The organism is Nocardia sp. NPDC127526, assembly GCF_042672265.1.
Classification (GTDB): Bacteria; Actinomycetota; Actinomycetes; order Mycobacteriales; family Mycobacteriaceae; genus Nocardia.
This window is the reverse complement of sequence record NZ_JBHXVO010000001.1, coordinates 571,464-589,605: the sequence shown is the minus strand read 5'-3', so window position 1 is coordinate 589,605 and position 18,142 is coordinate 571,464. Positions and strand designations below refer to the sequence as shown.

The following is an 18,142-nucleotide window of genomic DNA, read 5'->3' as shown; positions in this document are numbered from 1 at the left end:
CCGGGAACTCCGGCGACTCGGGGAAAAGCCGCGGGCCGGACACCGGGGAACGCGACGCGCGGCGGAAAGGGTCGTAAGCGTGGATCGGGTTCCGGTGCGATCCGGGCAACCGGAGCAAACCCGACACGCGCGTCGGGACCCGTGCCCAACCGGGTGCCCGCCCCCGCCGGACCACCGCTGGGTCCGGTCGCCGAAGTGGTTGCCGATATTGCGGAGTCGGTATCGGACCTCACCTTGGATGCGGTAACCGGACACATCGCCGATCCACCGGCCTTGACCGGAGAAGGCCTCACACTGGGCCGTACAACTGTTCCCGACAGTGCGGCCGCACCCATCCTCGGGGAGGTTCCGCTGTCGGGAAGCGCGGTCGAGGCACATTTGCCCGGTTGCGCCGGAACTGTCAGTAATGCAACAGGTTTCGCGTCCGCCGACGAATGCGATCCGGAGACGGGCGTGAGGGAGGAAGGCACTGCATGAACGGTGAGGCTCCGGCCGCTCTCAACAGTGGTGAACCGTCGACCCTCGGTGGGGTCGGTGGCGCGGTCACCCTGGTGGAGGGCAGCACATTCTGCCTGTCCGACCGGCTCGGCGATGTCGAGCCGGGAACTCCGTACGGGTTGTTCTACCGGGATGCGCGCGTGCTGTCCCGCTGGGAACTGCGCCTGGACGGGCAGCGGCCGGAGCCGCTGTCGGTATTGAACCCGGAGGCTTTCCACGCCCGGTTCATATTGCGCCGGCCACCACGGGCCGGCGCAGCTGACAGTTCGGTATTGATCGTCCGGGAGCGCCTGGTCGCCGACGGGCTGCGGGAGACCATCACCGTCGAGAACCTCGGCCGCGAAACCACGGCCGTGGATCTGCAATTGCATGTGGACGCCGATTTCGTGGACCTGTTCGCGGTCAAGGAGGGCCGCAGCGGCAATGCCCGCGCCGAAATGCTGGTCGCGGATGTGGAGCTGCTGCTCAACGACCGGTCCGATCGGGCGCGCGGGCTGGCGGTGTCGTCCTCGGAAATGCCGGTGGTGCTGCCGGGTTCGCTGTCCTGGCGGGCCGTGGTCCCCGCCGGGGGCAGCTGGCACACCGAGATCGTGGCGCATCCGACGCTGGGCAATCAGCCCATCCACTCGCAGCTGCGGCCCGGTGAGCACATCGACTCGAGCGCACCGAGCCGCAAGATCGCGGCGTGGCGCGATACCGCCACCAATATCACCGCCACCGATCCGAAACTGGCCGCGGTGCTGCAGCGCACCGAAAGTGATCTGGGCGCCTTGCAGATTCACGACGACGCGCGCGGCGGCAGACCGTTCGTGGCGGCCGGCGCGCCCTGGTTCATGACGCTCTTCGGCCGCGACAGCCTGCTCACCGCCTGGATGGCGCTGCCGCTGGATGTGAACCTGGCCGTGGGCACGCTGCAGCAGCTCGCGGAGATGCAGGGGACGCGGGTCGATCCGATGACCGAGGAGGAGCCCGGCCGCATCATGCACGAAATGCGCCGCGGCCCCGCCAGCGGCGCGGTGCTCGGCGGCGAGACCTATTACGGAACCATCGACGCCACACCGCTTTTCGTCATGCTGCTGGCGCAGGCGCGGCGCTGGGGCGCGGACAAGGAGGCGGTCCGGGCGCTGCTGCCCGCCGCCGACGCCGCGCTGAACTGGATCTCCGATTACGGCGACCGCGACGGCGACGGGTTCGTCGAATACCGCCGCGCCACCGACCGGGGTCTCATCAACCAGGGCTGGAAGGACAGCTTCGACGGCATCAACGACGCCGCCGGCCATCTGCCCGAACCGCCCATCGCGCTGTGCGAGGTGCAGGGCTATGTCTACGCGGCGCTGCAATCGCGCGCCGATCTCGCCGAGGAATTCGGCGACCCCACCACCGCGGGTTATCTGCGCGATCGCGCCGCCGAACTCCGCACCAAGTTCACCGAGGCCTTCTGGCTGCCCGAAAGAGGTTGGTTCGCCGTCGCTCTCGATGCGAACAAGCGCCGCCTCGATGCCCTGACCAGCAATATCGGCCACTGTCTGTGGTCGGGCATCATTACCGACGAGCACGCCGCCGAAGTCATCACCCACCTGTCCACCCCGGATATGGACACCGGTTTCGGCCTGCGCACCCTGTCCTCCCGCATGGGCGCCTACAACCCCATGAGCTACCACAATGGCTCGGTCTGGCCGCACGACACCGCCATCGCGGTGGCGGGCCTGCTCCGCTACCGCCACATCCCCGGCGCCATCGAACTGGCCACCCGCCTGTCCGACGGCCTGCTCGACGCGGCCGGCGCCTTCGGCGGCCGACTCCCCGAATTGTTCTGCGGCTTCCCCCGTTCCAAGTTCGCCGCCCCGGTCCCCTATCCGACGTCGTGCTCCCCGCAGGCGTGGGCCAGCGCCGCACCCCTGCTGCTGGTCCGTTCCTTCCTCGGCCTCGACCCGGACGTCCCGCACCGCAGGCTCACGGTCCTCCCCCACCTCCCCGCCCGCTGGGGCAGGGTCGAGCTCACCGACCTCCGCCTCGGCGGGGCCGTCCTCGACCTGGCCGCGGAAGGCGACCGAATCACCGCCTCCAACCTCCCCGACGGCTGGGAACTCATCACCCATTGATCTGAAACGACGGCGACCGGGAACTGGTGGCGGAGGCTACTCGGCGAATGCCGCCACCAGTTCCCGGTGATCGTCTGTCCAGGATCTGGCCGGGACTAGAGGGCCGCGGCCAGCGCGGCGAGGCTGCGGGTCCAGAGTGTGGTGAGGCGGGCGGCCTCCGATGCGGTGAACAAGGCGTCGCTCCAGCGCCAGTTCGTGGTCAGCTGGGGGCCTTCGGGGGTGGTGCCGATGCCGGCGATGACGTCGAGGGCGTAGCGCAGGGGCAGGTCGGGTTCCGGGTCGAGGGGCAGGGCGTCGTTGAGCGGGCCGGTGCACAGGGACCAGGAATCCGGCTGCCGGCCGCTGAGGTCGACTCGGCCCAGGTAGTTGAATTCGATCTGGGGTTGCGGGGCGGCGACCAGGTCCGGGGTGTGGTTCACGTAGCGGAGCAGGCCGTAGTCCAGGCCCTGGTTCGGGATGGCCGACAGGTGGGCGGTGACGGAATCGAGCAGTGCGCGTGCGGCGTTCGGGTCCGATTCGGCGCGGTCGATGTCGACGGGCTCGCCCGCGCCGAGGCGGACGGGGAACACGCTCGTGAACCAGCCGAGGGTGTTCGAGGTGTCGGTGTGCAGTACGTCGTCGGCGCGGCCGTGGCCCTCCAGGGCGATGAGGGCCCCGGTGGACGGATCCTGATCGCGTTCGCGGCGCCAGCTCGCCATGGTCATGGTGAGCGCCGTGAGGAGGAATTCGCGGACGCCCTCCTCGCGGGTCAGCGTGGCCAGGATGCGTTCGGTGATGTTCACGGGGGTGACCGCGGTGGCGACGCGCAGGGAGGACCAGGTGTCGGTGCGCGGGTCCGGAACCCGGTGGCCCACAGCGGGATCGGCGGCGGCGAGCTGGGTCGTCCAGTAGTCGCGCTGGGCGAGCACCTCCGGGGCGGCGGCGCGCTGCCACATCAGGCGCGAGAACTCGCGGTATGACGTGGATTCCGGGAGCGCCACCGGCTGCCGGCCGGATTCGAGCCGGGTCCAGGCGTCGGTCAGGGCTGCCAGCAGGAGATGCCAGGAGACCACGTCCACGGCCAGGTGGTGGATGGTCAGGAGGAGGACATCGTCGTGACCGCCGCCGGTGAACCAGACGGCGCGCACCATATCGCCGGTGCGCGGGTCGATTTCGTCCATGGCGGTACGGGCGGCACTGTGCACCGCAGCGCCGAGATCCGCCGGTTCGGTTACCTGCGTGAGGATTTCGGCCGCTTGGACCGAACCCGGCGCGCGCGTGACCAACCGCGGACCGTCGGGGGTGTCGGTCAGCCGCGAACGCAGGGTGTCGTAGCCGTCGAGCAGGACTTGCAGCGAGGCTTCCAGCCCGTCGCGCCGAATGCCGTTGGGCAGGTTCAGCAGTGCGGTCTGGGTGAAGCGGCGGTAGCCGCCGTACTCGTACATCCAGGACACGACCGGGAGCGGCAGGATGTCGCCGTAGTCGGCGGCGTCGGCCGCGGTGGCGACCGGGCCGGCGCTGTCGAGGGCCGCGGCCAGCTCGCGAATCGTGGGGGTGGCCAGGACCATTCGCGGGGTCAGCGACAGTCCGCGGCGGCGGGCCTTGTTGACCAGGGAGATGGCGACGATGCTGTCCACGCCCAGGGCGAAGAAGTCGTCGTCGAGTCCGGGGGTGCGGCCGTCGAAGAGCTCGGCCAGCACCTCGCCGAGGTCCTTCTCGGTCGGGGTGCGCGGCGCGGTGCCCGAACCGGTATCGGCGAGCGCCTCCTCCGCGCGGCGGGCGAGTTCGTGCCCGTCGAGCTTGCCGTTGGCGTTCACGGGCAGCCGCGGAAGCATGATGATGCGCGCGGGAATCATGTACGCGGGCAGGCGTTCCGACAGCGCGACACGCAGCCGGAGCGGATCGACGGTGCGCCCGGTCTCGCCCACCACGAAGCCGACCAGGCTCGCGCCGCCCGCGCGGCGCACCACGGTGACGGCGGCGGTGTCCACGCCGGGCAGTCGCCGCAGCGCCGTCTCGATCTCGCCGATCTCGATGCGGTAGCCGCGCACCTTCACCTGATCGTCGGCCCGGCCCAGGTAGCCGAAGCCGCCGTGCGGGAGCCGGCGCACCAGATCGCCGGTGCGGTACATGCGCCGCCCCGGCACGAACGGGTCGGCCACGAAACGATCGGAAGTCGTTGCGGGACGGCCGATATAGCCGCGGGCGAGCTGCGGACCGGACAGGTACAGCTCGCCGATGACGCCGCGCGGGACCGGGCGGAGCATGGAATCCAGCACGTAGCCCGACATTCCGGCGTTCGGGGTGCCGATGGTGGGGCCGTCGTAGGCGGCGACCGGAGCCACCACGGCTTCGACGGTCGTCTCGGTCGGCCCGTAGCAGTTGTAGACGGCGGTACCGGACCTGCCGCCCTGCGGAGCCAGGGCACGCAGCCGAGCCCAGAGCGCGGCGTCGATGGCCTCGCCGCCCAGGGCCAGCACCGGCAGCTCGCGGTCGACCAGTCCGGCCGCATTGAGCTGGGCGAACATCGACGGCGTCGTATCGATCATGTCGATCTCGTGCGCGATCATGCCCTCGACGAGCCGGTGCGCGTCGCGCATCTCCTCGGCGTCGAACAGGTGAATCGTCTGCCCGGCGAGGAATCCCACCATGGGCTGCCAGGAGGCGTCGAAGCTCAGCGACCAGGCGTGCGCGATGCGCAGCGGGCGGCCCAGGCGTTGCATGGCGGGGCGGTAGACCCGGTCGCGATGATCGGCGAAGTAGGCCAGAACCGCGGCATTGGTACCGGCCACTCCCTTCGGCTCACCCGTGGAGCCGGAGGTGAAGATGAGGTAGGCGCACTGATCGCGGTGGCGGACCACCTCGGGCGCCCACACCGGATGGGCGGACACGCGCGCGGCGACCGCCGGATCGTCGAGCACCAGCACCGGAGTAGCCTGGCCGTCGATCAGCTCCAGGCAGCTCTCGATGGCCAGCAACAGCACCGGATTCGACTGCCGCAGAATCGATTCGATGCGTGACACCGGCAGTGAGACGTCGACCGGAACATACGCCGCGCCCGCCGCGAAGGCCGCGAGCAAACCGATGATCGAATGCTCGGAGCGCGGCATTACCAGCGCCACAACGGTTTCCGGCCCGACGCCGTGCGCAGCCAATTCTCCGGCCAGCCGCACCGCCGCATCGTGCAACTCCCGATAGGTATAGCGCGCACCGGCCCCGGTTTGCAGCGCCACCGCTTCCGGCGTCCACTCGACCTGCCGCTCGAACGCCGCCCACACCGAATCCAGGCCATCGACCGAGTTCGACACGGCAATGCCGCCAAGACCGCCAACAGCACCGCTCGGACCGCCAACGGCGCCGTTCAGGCCGCCGGCGACGCCATTCGGACGCGGCGCCGTGCCCGGCGCAGCGCCCGCCTCGCCCAACGCAGCGCTCGCCTGGCCGGGCACACTGCTTGCCATGCCGGGCGCAGTGCCGTTCAGGCCGGTGGCAATGCCATTCGGAGCAGATGAGAAGTCGTTCGGAGCAGCGGCGCCGTCGTTCGGAGGGGCGATTGTTGCGAGTTCCGCGCGCTCTTCCGGAGTCAGCACATCCAGTGCGTCGGGGACCGCCGCTCCAATGGCGGGGAGCTGTCGCAGGATCGAGAGGAGGCGCTCGCCGAGGTCAGCGGGGGAAAAGTGGGGTAGGGCTTCGGGAATCGCTTCGATCAGGACGATCAGGTCGTTGCCGCTGAGGTGGGAGACGACGGTGAGGGGGTAGTGGGCCAAGCTCTCCATCTCGAGGGGGCGGAAGGTCGCGCCGTCGGGGGTGGTGACCTGCTGGATGGCGTCGTCGATGGGAGCGTTCTCGAAGACGAAGAGGGTGTCGAAGAGGGTGCCGCGGGCGGCGGCGCGCTGCACCTCGGACAGGCTGAGGTAGCCGGCTTCGCGCATGGTGGCACAGTCGCGTTGCAGGCGGGCGCATTGCTGGACGACGCTGCTGTCGCGGTCGATGTGGTGGACGACCGGGATCGTGTTGATGAACAGGCCGACCATCTGCTCGACGCCCGGGAGGTGTTCGGGGCGGCCGGAAACCGTGGTGCCGTAGACGACATCGCGGCGGTCGGTGAGGCGGCCCAGGAGTACGGTCCAGGCGAACTGGACAGCAGTGTTCAGGGTGAAGCCGTTGCTGCGCGCCCACCGTTGCAGCTGCGTGGTCTCAGCGGCGGGCAGCAGCAGTTTCGTCTTCTCGGGGACGGCGCTGCCGCGCGCGGCCGGGGCGCCGTCGGCGATCATGAGCGGACCGCTCAGCGCGCCAAGGTATTCCACCCACTGCGCGAGCGCCGCGGACCGGTCCTGGCCGGACAGCCAGGCGATGTAATCGCGGTAGGGGCGCGGCTTGGGCAGCCCGGCGGTGGAGCCGCCCGCGCGGTAGACGGCGAGCAGTTCGGTGAAGAACACCGCGACCGCCCAGCCGTCCATGAGGATGTGGTGGGCGGTGAGGATCAGGCGGCGGGTCTCGGAGCCGGGGACCGACAGCAGCAGGATGCGCAGCGCCGGGCCGCGGCTCAGCTCGAAGGGCCGGCGGCGTTCGGATTCGGCGATGGCATCGAATTCCGCCGGGGTGGCGGCGTGTTCGGTCCAGGGCAGTTCGGCCGCCACCGGCACGATCTGCACGGGCCGCGGCACATCGCGGTCCCAGAAGGCGGCCTTGAGGTTCGGATGCCGGTGCAGCATGGCCTGTCCGCTGCGGCGCAGCAGGCCGGCGTCGAGGGGTCCATCGATGTCCACGACGAACTGCATGGTGTACAGGTCGATGCCGTCGCCGGTGAGCCGCGACAGGGAGAACAGTCCCTCCTGCAGCGGGCTCAGCGCGAGGACGTCTTCGATCTGCGGCGGCGTCGCGGCGGTCACGACTGTCCCCACGAGGCGGTGAGGGCGGCCAGGGTGTCGGCGTCGAGGCCGGAGGCGCTCATGGGGGCGGATTCCTCCTGCGGGACCGAATCCTGCTGCGGCGCACTCGGTTCGGCCGCGTCGACGGCGGCGGCCAGTTCCGTGATGGTCATGCATTCGAAGACCAGCTGCGGGGTGAGCGGCAGGCCGAGGGCATTGGCGCGGGCCGACCACTGGATGGAGATGACGCTGTCGCCGCCGAGCGCGAAGAAGTTGTCCTCGGCGTCGACGTCGGTGATCTCCAGCAGCTCCTCGAGGATCTCGATGAGCGTGCGCACGGTCGCAGTGCCCACTGCGGCAGCGCTGCCGGTGTCACCGGCCTCGGCCGCGGGACGCGCGGCGGACACGGCCGCCACCGGAACGGCCAGCAGGCGCTCGAGCACCGATTCCGGCAGCACCTCCAACTCCGCGACCGCCCGCTCGGGCGCGGTGGCGTAGCCGTACAGGGTGGCCGCGAGCGCGTCGGCGATATTGCGGACGGTCACGGCGTCGTACAGGTCGGCATTGGCGACCACCCGGACATCCAGTCCGCCATCGGTATTGACGTTGATGCTCAGGTTCAGATCGAGGAAGGAGACATCGAAGTCCACCGGCAGCACGGTCGCGGTGGTGTCGCCGGTCATGGTGAGCGCGGCCGGCGCCCAGTCCGCGCCGCGGAAGTGCAGCATGGACTGGAACAGCGGATTGCGCGAGCGCGAGCGCGGCGGGTTCAGCGCCTCCACCAGGCGTTCGATCGGAAGTTCCTGGTGCGCATGGGCATCCAGCACGCTCTCGCGAGCCCGCAGCACGGTGTCACGCAGCGACGGCGTGCCCGACAGGTCATTGCGCAGCACCGCCATATTGGCGAACAGGCCGACCAGCGGGGCGGTGGCCGCGTCCACGCGGCAGGCGACCGGGGTGCCGAGCGCGATATCCGCGCCACCGCCCAGCTTGTGCAGCAGGGTGGCGACGGCGGCCTCGTAGACCATGAATTCCGTTGCGCCGCACTGCTCCGCGAGCGCGGTAATGCCGAGACGGTGCGCGGCCGGCACCGAGAAGGTCGCCACCTCACCGCGTTTGCCGAGCACCGGCGGGCGCGGGCGGTCCTGCGCCACGTCGATCTGATCCGGCAGGCCCGCCAGCGCGGTGCGCCAGTGCTCGATCTGCGCGCGGCCGTAGGCACTCGGCGCACCATCGGCGCCGGGCTCGAAGGCCGCGCGCTGCCACAGCGCGTAATCGGGGAACTGGATGTCCAGGGGCGTCCACCGCGGGGCCTGCCCGGTTTCCACGCGCGCCCGATAGGCGGTCACCAGATCGCCGAGCAGGATGCCCAGCGAGGCGTGGTCGGCGACGATGTGGTGCACCAGCAGCGACAGCACATGGGTCTGCGGGCCGAGGACCAGCAGCGTCGGGCGCAGCAGCGGTTCGGATTCGACGGTGAACCGGTAGCCGGCGATCTCGGCGAGTTCGGCGTCCAGGCGATCGGCCGCGATCTCGGTGACGGCCAGCGGCACCTGAAGGGTCGGCTGCACGACCTGGTACGGGATACCGTCGCGCTCGGTGAAACCGGTGCGCAGCGCCTCGTGCCGGGCGACGACGTCACCGAGAGCCGCGTGCAGCGCCGGGATGTCGAGCGCACCGTCCAGGCGCACCGCGAACGGCAGGTTGCCGACGGCGCTGGAGCCTTCCATCTTGTACTGGAACCACATGGCCAGCTGCGAGTACGACAGCGGAAGCTGCTCGGGCCGTTCACGATTACCGAGCATCGGGCGCGCGGACGCGGTGTCCGGCTGCGCGGCAACGGTTTCGGGCTCCGCGAAGCCGTCGGAATCGTCCATGGAATCCAGGTCGATGCCGAACTCGTTGCGGAACTGCTCGACCAGCACGGCGGCCAGCCCGGCGGCGGTCGGGGTGTCGAAGATGATCCGGACATCCAGCTCCACACCGAATTCGGCGCGGATCTGCGCAACCAGGCGGGCCGCCAGCAGCGAATGCCCGCCCAGCTCGAAGAAGGAGTCGTCCGCCCCAACCGCTGCCAGGCCGAACAGCTGCCCGTAGATCCCGCACATGCGCCGTTCGGTGGCGGTCGCGGGCGCGCGATGGGTGCGCTCGACCGCGGACTGCGGCGTGGGCAGCGCCCGCTTGTCCAGCTTGCCGTTGACGGTCAGCGGTATCTCGTCGATGACGGCGAAGGCGCTGGGCACCATGTACTCCGGCAGCCGGGCGGCGGCATGCGCGCGCACCTGCTCGACATCCACCGACTGCCCGGCGGCCGGCACCAGGTAGGCGGCCAGCATGGGCCCGACCGCCGGATCCTCGGCGACGACCACCACACAGTGCCCGACCGCCGGATGCCCGCCCAGCGCGGACTCGACCTCGCCGAGCTCGATGCGGAAGCCACGCACCTTGACCTGTTCGTCGGCGCGGCCCACGAAGTCCAGTTCGCCGAACTCGTTGCGGCGCACCAGGTCCCCGGAACGGTACAGCCGCTGCCCGGGCGTGAACGGGTCCGCGACGAAACGCTGCGCGGTCAGCTCGGCCCGGCCCAGATAGCCGCGGGCCAGCTGGCCGCCGCCCAGGTAGAGCTCGCCCACCACGCCCGCGGGCACCAGTTGCAGCGCCTCGTCGAGCACATAGGCGTGCACGTTCTGATTCGGCACGCCGATCGGCACGATGCCGGTGCCCTGCGGGCCCTCCACCGGCATATGGGTCGCGCACACGACCGTCTCGGTGGGCCCGTAGTGATTGCGCAGTTCCGCGTCGAACACGCCCGCGAACTTGTCGGCCACCTCGCCGGGCAGCGCCTCGCCGCCGACCGGGACGTGGCGCAGCGCCCGCCATTCGCTGACCTCGGGCAGCAGCAGGAAGGTGCTCAGCATGGACGGCACCATGTGCAGCACGGTCACACCCTGGCGGGTGATCAGATCCGCGACGTAGCGAATGTCGCGGAACGCGTCCGGCTTCGGCACGACGAGCCGCGCACCCAGCGCGAGAGTGACGAAGATGTCCAGCAGCGAGGCGTCGAAGCTCACCGACGACGATTGCAGCAGCCGGTCTTCGGCGGTCATGCCCCATTCGGCGGTGAAACTCACGACATGATCGGCAATGGCGGCGTGCGCGACCGGGACGCCCTTGGGCTTGCCGGTGGAGCCGGAGGTGTAAATGACATAGGCCAGGTTCTCCGGGCGCAGCGGGCGCACACGGTCGGCATCGGCCGGATTCGCCTGCGGCAGTTCGGCGGCGGCGGATTCGGCGGCATCCAGCTCCACGCGGCCCATGACCAGCGCGGGGCGGGCGTCCGCGACCAGGTAGTCGATGCGGTCGTCCGGGTAGGCCGGGTCGATGGGCAGATAGGCCGCACCGGCCTTGAGCACGCCGAACACCGCGACGACGAACTCGACGGAATTGCTCATGCGCAGGCCGACAATGTCCTCCGCGCCGATCCCTTCACGAATCAGCCAGTGCGCCAGGCGGTTCGCGCGCTGGTTCAGTTCGCCGTAGGTCAGGCGGGCGGTATCGGAGACCAGGGCGACCACCTCGGGCGCGGCCGCCGCGCTCGCCTCGAACAGCGCGACCATGGTGGTCGGGTCGGCGGGCACATCCGCGCCGCGCGACAGTTCGAGAATGGCGGCGCGATCCTGCGCGCCCAGCATGTCGAGATCGCCGATGCGCTTGTCCGGCATGGTGAGCGCGCTGTCGAGCAGCTGCGCGTAGTGCTCGAGCATGCCCTGCACCAGCGCCTCGCTGAGCACGTCGACCTGATATTCGGCCTCGAGCACCGCGCCGTGCGCGCTCTCGGTGACCACGGCCAGGGCCAGCGGCACCTGCGCGGTCGGCGCGCCCAGCTCGTCGAGCTGGACGGAGCTGACATCGCGTAGCGCGAACCCGTCGGCGCTCTTACGCACGCTGAAGCCCAGGCGCACCAGCTGATCCATGCCATCGCGGCCGGCGACGCGCTCCGGATTCACCTCGCGCACCACGCGATCGATGCCGACGGCCTGGTGCGCGAAGGCGTTCAGGCAGGTCTGCTTGGTGGATTCGACCAGGCCGCTGAAGGTTTCACCGGCGCGCAGGGTGTTGCGCAGCAGCAGGGTGTTGCCGAAGTAGCCGATGAGCTGTTCGGCGGCGGCCGAGCGGCGGTTGGTGACCGGGATGGAGATGAGGAAATCGGCTGCGGCGGTGTAGCGCTCGACCAGAGCGGCATAGCCGGCCAGCAGCACCATGAACGGGGTCGCGGCATGCTCGCGGGCGAAGGCGTCCACCCGGTTCAGCAGATCCTGCGGCAGGGTCAGGGTGCGGCGGGCCGCGGACTTGGACGGGACGGCGGCGGCCGCACCCGGCAGCTCCAGCGGTTCGGGCAGCGGGCGCAGCGCGGTGCGCCAGAATTCGATATCGGCCGGGTCGTCGGCGGCGGCGTCGAGGACCTCCAGGTCCGCGAATTGCGCGGGCGCGGCGGGGATTTCGCCATTGCCGTTGTAGGCGGCGTTCAGATCGGCGAAGAACACACCCCAGGCGTCGTCGTCCCAGCAGATGTGGTGCGCGGCCAGCAGCAGCACGAACTCCTCGGCACCGGTGCGCACCAGAGTGATTCGCAGCGGCAGGTCGGCGGCCAGGTCGAAGGCCCGCCCGAATTCCCGGCGCGCCAGCACCTCCACCCGGACGCCGCGGCTCTGCTCGGGCAGCTCGGTCAGATCGTGCGACTGCCAGGGCACGGTGATGTCCTCGGCGAACACCTGGAAGGGCTCACCCTGCTCGTCCACCCCGTAGGTGGTGCGCAGAATGTCGTGGCGCGCGAACACCGCGCCGACCGCGCCGCGCAGCCGCTGCTCGTCCAGTGCGCCCGTGAGCCGGTAGGCGACACAGATATTCAGCGTCGTGTCCTGCGGGTCGCGGGTCTGCAGGAACCACATGCGGCGCTGTCCCGCCGACAGCGGGCGGCGCTCGCCCGCGGCGGTGCGGCGCACGGGCGCGGCGGCGGCCTCCTTGGCCAGCCCGCTCTCCGCCAGGCGGCGGCGCAGCAGTTCGCGGCGGCGATCGAGCGCGGATGCGTTGTTCAGCACGGCGGCATCGGTGTCTGACATGGAATCTGGCCCCTTTGCCTAGTTGGTGTTCTCAGCCATGAGCAGCACGACGTCATCGAGGGACGCACCGCCCAGAATCGCGGCGACCGGCAGATCCCGGTCCAGCGCGGACCGCACCCGCTTGCGGAAGTCCAAGGCCTGCAGCGAATCCAGGCCCAGCGCCACCAGCGGTACGGACCGGTCGATGGCCTCGCCAGCGCCGATGCCCATGACTCGCTGGAGTTCGGCCAGCACCTGATCGGCCAGCGGGCGATCATCGGCGGGTGCGGTCACGACGGACACGCTTGCCGGTATCGGCGCCGGTTCAACAACGGAATCGACTGCCACAGCGGGGGTTTCCACCGGCGCGGCGATGCTGATCGGGTCCGGCCGCTCCGGCACCTCGGCCAGCAGTGCGGCCTGACCGTACGCGGCCATGATCTCGCGGAGGAACGGCCAGTCGGCGGAGATGACCATGGCATCGGTCGGCTGACCGGTGAATCCGCAGGAGATCGCATCGGCCGGATTCATCGGGTAGACGCCGGCACCGGCGACACGGGCGAATCCCGCATGGTCCAGCGGGCCCGCCACACTCCACAGCGCCCATTGCAGCGATGTGCTGTCGATGCCCCGCGCCCGCAGGCGCCGCGAGAGGATGTCCAGCATGCGGTTGGTGACCGCGTAGAGGATCTGTCCCTTGCCGCCGATGGTCGCGGCCATCGACGAGCACAATACGATGCGGCTGTCGGCCGTGCGCGGCAGCGCCGCCAGCACGGTCTCCAGGCCGGCCACTTTCGATGCGGCGGCCGTGGCCACCATCTCGGCGGTGATATCGGCGATCGTGGCGTCCACGTAGTTGACCGCCGCGTGGATGAGCAGGCTCGCCGGACGATCCGGCATTCCGGCCGCGAGGCGCGTCACCGCGCCGGCATCGGCCACATCGCAGGCGATCGCCTCGATCTCGGTCTCGCCGATGGCCCGCAGGCGCGCCAGTTCCCCGGCTGGAGCACCGGATTCGCCGGACCGGCTCAGCAACGTGATCCGTCCCGCACCCAGCCGCGCGAAATGCTCGCAGAAGATCAAGCCGAGCCGACCGGTCCCACCGACGATCACCACGTGCTCGAGATTCGCCCGGGCGCCGGGCTCCGACTCGTCGGCGACCAGGCGCTTCACGAACACCTTGCCGCCGCGCAACGCCAGCTGCGGCTCCCCCGCCGTATGCAGCGCGCCCACAATCCGGCTTGCCTGTTCGGCCCCGGCATCGGCGGCCAGATCCAGGTGCCGGAATTGCAGGCCGGGATATTCTCCCGCCACAGCACGGAACCCGGAGCTCACCGCTGCGTGGAACAGCTGCGGCAGCGGATCGGATTCCAGCACCGACTCCCCGCCCACGGTCACCAGCCATGCCTCGCCACCGGGCCGCAGCCCCGACACGGCGGGCAGCCACGCACGCTCGGCGAAGAACTCGGTGAGATCCGGCACCGCGCCCGCGCCGTCCACCTGCGGCAGCGCCGGGAGCAGAATCACCGCCGTATCGAAGGCGGCCTGCCCGTCAGCCGCGAGCGCACCATGCCCATTCGTCATTCCGGCGCGGTTTTGGCCGGAATCCGCCGCGCTGTCGGAGATCCCGGCCAAAAGCATGCCGGGATGACGGGGTTGGGTGTCGGGACCGGACTGGGCGCCGAGACCAGGCTGAGCATCGGGACCGGGCTGAGCGCCGAGACCAGGCTGAGCGCCGGGACCAGGCTGAGCGCCGAGACCAGGCTGAGCGCCGAGACCAGGCTGAGCGCCGAGACCAGGCTGGGCGTCGAGGATCGTGGCGGTCGCGCCGTAGCGATCGGCCGCCTTGACGAGTGCGGCGGCCAGATCGGAGCAGCGACCGGTGGGGTCGATGATGGCGAGTGTGCGCAGGGCCGTGAGGGAGCGGCGGTCCCATTGCAGCCAGGTCTCCACCAGGCGCTGCGGGGTGGGGACCGGCGGGGCGGCGGGGCGGATCTTGTCCTCGTCGTATCCGGCTGCGGCCCAGAGCTTTCTGGGGTTCATCACGGTGTGCGGGAAGTCGCGCAGCGGGAGGGAGACGCTCGTGCCGGTGCGCAGGGCGCTCCAGTCGTAGCCGAGGTCACTCACCGCGACGGCGGCCAGGTTGCGGGTGAACTCCCGCAGGCTGTCGGCGGTGCGCACAGCGGTGCCGAGGACTCGGAAGTCGCGTGCGCCCCGCGCCGGATCGCGCGGCACCAGCGTCAGGTTCTCCTGCAACGCCAGTTGCAGAACCGGATGCTCGACGACCTCGATGAGGGTGTCCACCCCATCGGTGGCGGCGGCCACCACGGCGCGGTCGAAGCGCACCCGATTGCGCAGATTCCAGTACCAGTACTCCTCCTGGACCATGTCCGGTGTGATCGGCGCGCCGAGAGTGGCTCCGTAGCAGGGAATGTCGGTGCTGTAGAAGGTGGGGCTGCTCATCTCGTCGCGCAGGAAGTCCTGGGCGTCCTTGCGTACCTCCGCGACGATCGAGGTGTGCGCCGGATAGGCCACGCCGATCTCGCGGGCGAACTGGCCCTGCGCGGTGGCGGCGGCCACCATATCGGCGATCGTCTGCCGGTCACCGGAGATGGCCATGATGTGCGGCGAGTTCACGACCGACAATTCGGCCCAGCCGGAGTGCCGGGCCAGCAGGGCCTCGCACTCCTCGCGGTCCATGGCAACCACCGCCATGGAGTAGCCGCGCGGGGCGAGCTGCTCGACCAGGCGGGCACGGATGGTCACCACCAGCACGGCATCGCGCAGGGACATCACCTGTGAGGTCGCGCCGGCGGCGAGTTCGCCTTGGCTGTGACCGATCGTCGCGGCGGGCCGCACGCCGGCGGCCTGCCACATGGCGGCCAGGCCGGACATGTGGAACATCAAGGCGGGCTGCACTTCCCATACCGTGTCCTGGTACCGGCCCTGGTTACCGAGCAGATAGTGCAGCGGCTGATCGTGACCGAATCGGTCGATGTGGATGGCCGAGCATTCGTCGACCCGCGCGCGGTAGGCCGGAGAAAGCTCGTAGTAGAGCTTGCCCATCCCGGGGCGCTGACTGCCCTGCCCGGGGAACACGAAGCCGATGCGGCGCGCGGTGGCGGGACCGTCACCGACGACCATGGCCGGATGCGGCTGCTCGGAAGCGATGGCGCGTAGCGCGTCCAGCAGCTCCGCACGCTCGGCGACCATGGCCAGCGCGCGATAACGTCGTGCGGTCCGGGTTCGGAACAGCATGTCCGACACCCGATCCGGCGGCACCGCCGGGTGCTTCTCCAGATATGTCAGGATCGCGACGGCCTCGGCGCGCAGGCCGGCGGCGGTATCGGAGGACAACAGGACCGGAATGCTGCCATCGGGCAGGCGGTGACTACACATCGCTTTCCTCCGCTACCGGCAGGCCGACAATGACGTGCGCATTGGTGCCCGCGACACCGAAGGAGGAGACCGCGGCACAGCGCAGCCCGTCCACGGCCTCCCACGGCTCCAGCTTCGTGGCCAGCCGCAAAGTTGTGGCGTCCCAATCGATGTCACGGGTCGGCCGGTCGGTGTGCAGGCTGGGCGCGATACTGCCGTGCAGCCCGCACAGCAGGACCTTGATCAGCCCGAGCATGCCCGAGGCCGCCTGCGCATGACCGGTGTTCGATTTCACCGAGCCCAGCCGCGGACCGGTGACAGGCTTGTCGGCACCGTCGCCGGCCGGGACCGCGCCGTAGGTCCGCGCCAGGGCCGTCAGTTCGAGCGGATCGCCGACCGGCGTTCCGGTGCCGTGTCCTTCGATGAGTCCCACCCGCTCCGGCGCGAGGCCCGCCGCCGCGAGGGTGTCGCGGATCAATCGCTCCTGCGCCGCGGCGCTGGGCACGGCGATCGGCGCGCCCTTGCCATTGTGATTGACCCGCGAACCGAGCAGCCGCCCGTACACGCGATGCCCGAGCTCCCGCGCCCGCGATTCGCGTTCCAGCACAACCACGCCCGAGCCCTCACCCCACAGGGTGCCGGTGGCGTCGGCGGCATAGGGCCGGCAGCGGCCATCCGTGGCCAGGGCATTGTTCTTGGAGAACTCGTAGAACGCGCCCGGGGAACCCATGACGCACACGCCCCCCGCGAGCGCCCACTCGCACTCCCCCGCGCGCAGGGCGGCCGCGGCCTGATGCACCGCGGTCAGCGAGGAGGCACAGGCGGTATCCACGCTGATGGACGGTCCGATCAGGCCGAGCACATGCGAAATGCGCCCGGCCACCGCGCCCAGCGCCGAACCGGTGGCCCGATAGCCGCTGTACTCGTTGACCGCGGCGACCGCCGGGCCGTACTCCATGATGGACGCACCCATCCAGCAGCCGGCCGAATCACCGTCCACCGCACCGGGATTGATACCGGCGTGTTCGAGCGCCCGCCACGCCACCCGCAATGCGACCCGCTGCTGCGGGTCCATGGCAACCGCCTCGCGCGGGGTGATGCCGAAGAACAAGGGGTCGAATTCGGTTGCGCCGGCCAGGAATCCACCGGCATCGCGCACCGGGCTCCAGCCTTCCCGGCGATCCAGTGCGAACATTTCCGCGAGCGGCCATTCCCGGTCGCGCGGGAAAGGTCCGATCAATTCCCGGGATTCGGCCAGCGCCGCCCAGAATTCGGGCAGGGTTTCGATACCGCCGGGTGCTTCCACACCCATTCCGACGATCACGATCGGATCATCGGCGGAAAACGCTGTCATGCGAAGGTGCTCGCTTCTCGTGCATCGGGCACGGCGGAAACCAGGAGTTCGGCAATTCCGGCCACGTGCTCATTGAGGTAGAAATGCCCGCCGTCGAACAGCGTCACCTGAATGCCGGCGCGGGTGTGCGCTTCCCACGCGTACAGCGCGCGCGGCGCGACGAATTCGTCGTCCTGGCCGCCGAGTACCAGAATCGGCGCGGCCACGGCGATATCGGCGGCGCAGGCGTAGGCGTCGAAGGCGCGGTAGTCGGCCTTCAGGACCGGCAGCGCCATGCGCAGCACATCGCGGCTGGCCAGCACGTCCGCGCCGGTGCCATTGAGGGCGCCCATGTGATCGAGCAGCGCCTCGTCCTCCTGCGGATGGGGCGGCAGATCGGCGATGAGGGCGGGCGCGGCGGCCGCGGAGGCGGCCAGCAGCCGGACCGGCACGCCGGCGGCCTCGGCCAGCCGGGCGAATTCGAAGGCGATGACCGCGCCCATGCTGTGCCCGAAAATCGTGATGGGAGCGCCGGTGTGGTGCGGCGATTCCAGGAATGCGGCGAAAGCGCCCGCGGCGATCTCCGGCAGCGTTTCCGCGGCGGCCTCGCGTGCGCGATCCTGGCGGCCCGGGTATTGGAACACCACGGCGTCGAAATGTTCACCGAGGGTCTTGGCGAAAACCCGGTAGGCGGAGGCGCCGGCGCCCGCGTGCGGGAAAATCAGCAGCGGTGGGCGGTTTTCGGAACGCGGGGCCTGAAACTGCCTGATCCAACCGAGTTCCCTTGCCATTTCCTGATCTCTCCTACACACCGCCTACAGTGCGCGGCATCGGTTTCACCGTGGTCCCCCCTCGGATGTTTGGGGCAACCGTAGCACCACC

Annotated in this window: 6 protein-coding genes; 1 reads left to right on the top strand and 5 read right to left on the bottom strand. The window is 70.2% G+C overall.

All coding sequences use genetic code 11. From position 1 onward, the window contains the following. Positions 1–473 precede the first annotated feature (473 nt). Positions 474–2,600 (top strand): glycogen debranching N-terminal domain-containing protein, encoded by a 2,127-nt coding sequence (locus ACFVIV_RS02565; RefSeq protein ID WP_379192988.1) that lies wholly within the window; start codon positions 474–476, stop codon positions 2,598–2,600. A gap of 95 nt (positions 2,601–2,695) precedes the next feature. Here the strand turns inward: ACFVIV_RS02565 and ACFVIV_RS02560 are convergent, their stop codons facing one another. From ACFVIV_RS02560 to ACFVIV_RS02540, 5 genes are read right to left on the bottom strand one after another with little or no spacing between them, the layout of a single operon-like run. Continuing rightward, positions 2,696–7,471 carry an amino acid adenylation domain-containing protein gene (locus ACFVIV_RS02560; RefSeq protein WP_379192987.1) on the bottom strand — a complete coding sequence of 1,592 codons (4,776 nt, stop codon included), beginning with the start codon at positions 7,469–7,471 and terminating at the stop codon, positions 2,696–2,698. Then, the gene (locus ACFVIV_RS02555; protein WP_379192986.1) at positions 7,468–12,570 is read right to left on the bottom strand and encodes an amino acid adenylation domain-containing protein; all 5,103 of its coding nucleotides are present in this window, start codon (positions 12,568–12,570) and stop codon (positions 7,468–7,470) included. The genes ACFVIV_RS02560 and ACFVIV_RS02555 overlap by 4 nt, the downstream gene beginning before the upstream one ends. 18 nt (positions 12,571–12,588) lie before the next feature. Further along, positions 12,589–15,948 carry an SDR family NAD(P)-dependent oxidoreductase gene (locus ACFVIV_RS02550; RefSeq protein WP_379192985.1) on the bottom strand — a complete coding sequence of 1,120 codons (3,360 nt, stop codon included), beginning with the start codon at positions 15,946–15,948 and terminating at the stop codon, positions 12,589–12,591. After that, positions 15,941–17,281, bottom strand: coding sequence for a polyketide synthase (locus ACFVIV_RS02545; RefSeq protein ID WP_379192984.1), 1,341 nt, complete (start codon positions 17,279–17,281; stop codon positions 15,941–15,943). Before ACFVIV_RS02545 ends, ACFVIV_RS02550 begins: the two co-directional genes overlap by 8 nt. Continuing rightward, a complete protein-coding gene (locus tag ACFVIV_RS02540; RefSeq protein ID WP_379192983.1) occupies positions 17,278–18,051 on the bottom strand; it encodes a thioesterase II family protein in 774 nt (257 codons plus the stop codon). Before ACFVIV_RS02540 ends, ACFVIV_RS02545 begins: the two co-directional genes overlap by 4 nt. Positions 18,052–18,142 lie beyond the last annotated feature (91 nt).

Coding starts and splice junctions, on each gene's coding strand:
- ACFVIV_RS02555 (WP_379192986.1), bottom strand. CDS start 12,570: ATGTCAGACACCGATGCCGCCGTGCTGAACAACGCATCCGCGCTCGAT.
- ACFVIV_RS02545 (WP_379192984.1), bottom strand. CDS start 17,281: ATGACAGCGTTTTCCGCCGATGATCCGATCGTGATCGTCGGAATGGGT.
- ACFVIV_RS02540 (WP_379192983.1), bottom strand. CDS start 18,051: ATGGCAAGGGAACTCGGTTGGATCAGGCAGTTTCAGGCCCCGCGTTCC.
- ACFVIV_RS02565 (WP_379192988.1), top strand. CDS start 474: ATGAACGGTGAGGCTCCGGCCGCTCTCAACAGTGGTGAACCGTCGACC.
- ACFVIV_RS02550 (WP_379192985.1), bottom strand. CDS start 15,948: ATGTGTAGTCACCGCCTGCCCGATGGCAGCATTCCGGTCCTGTTGTCC.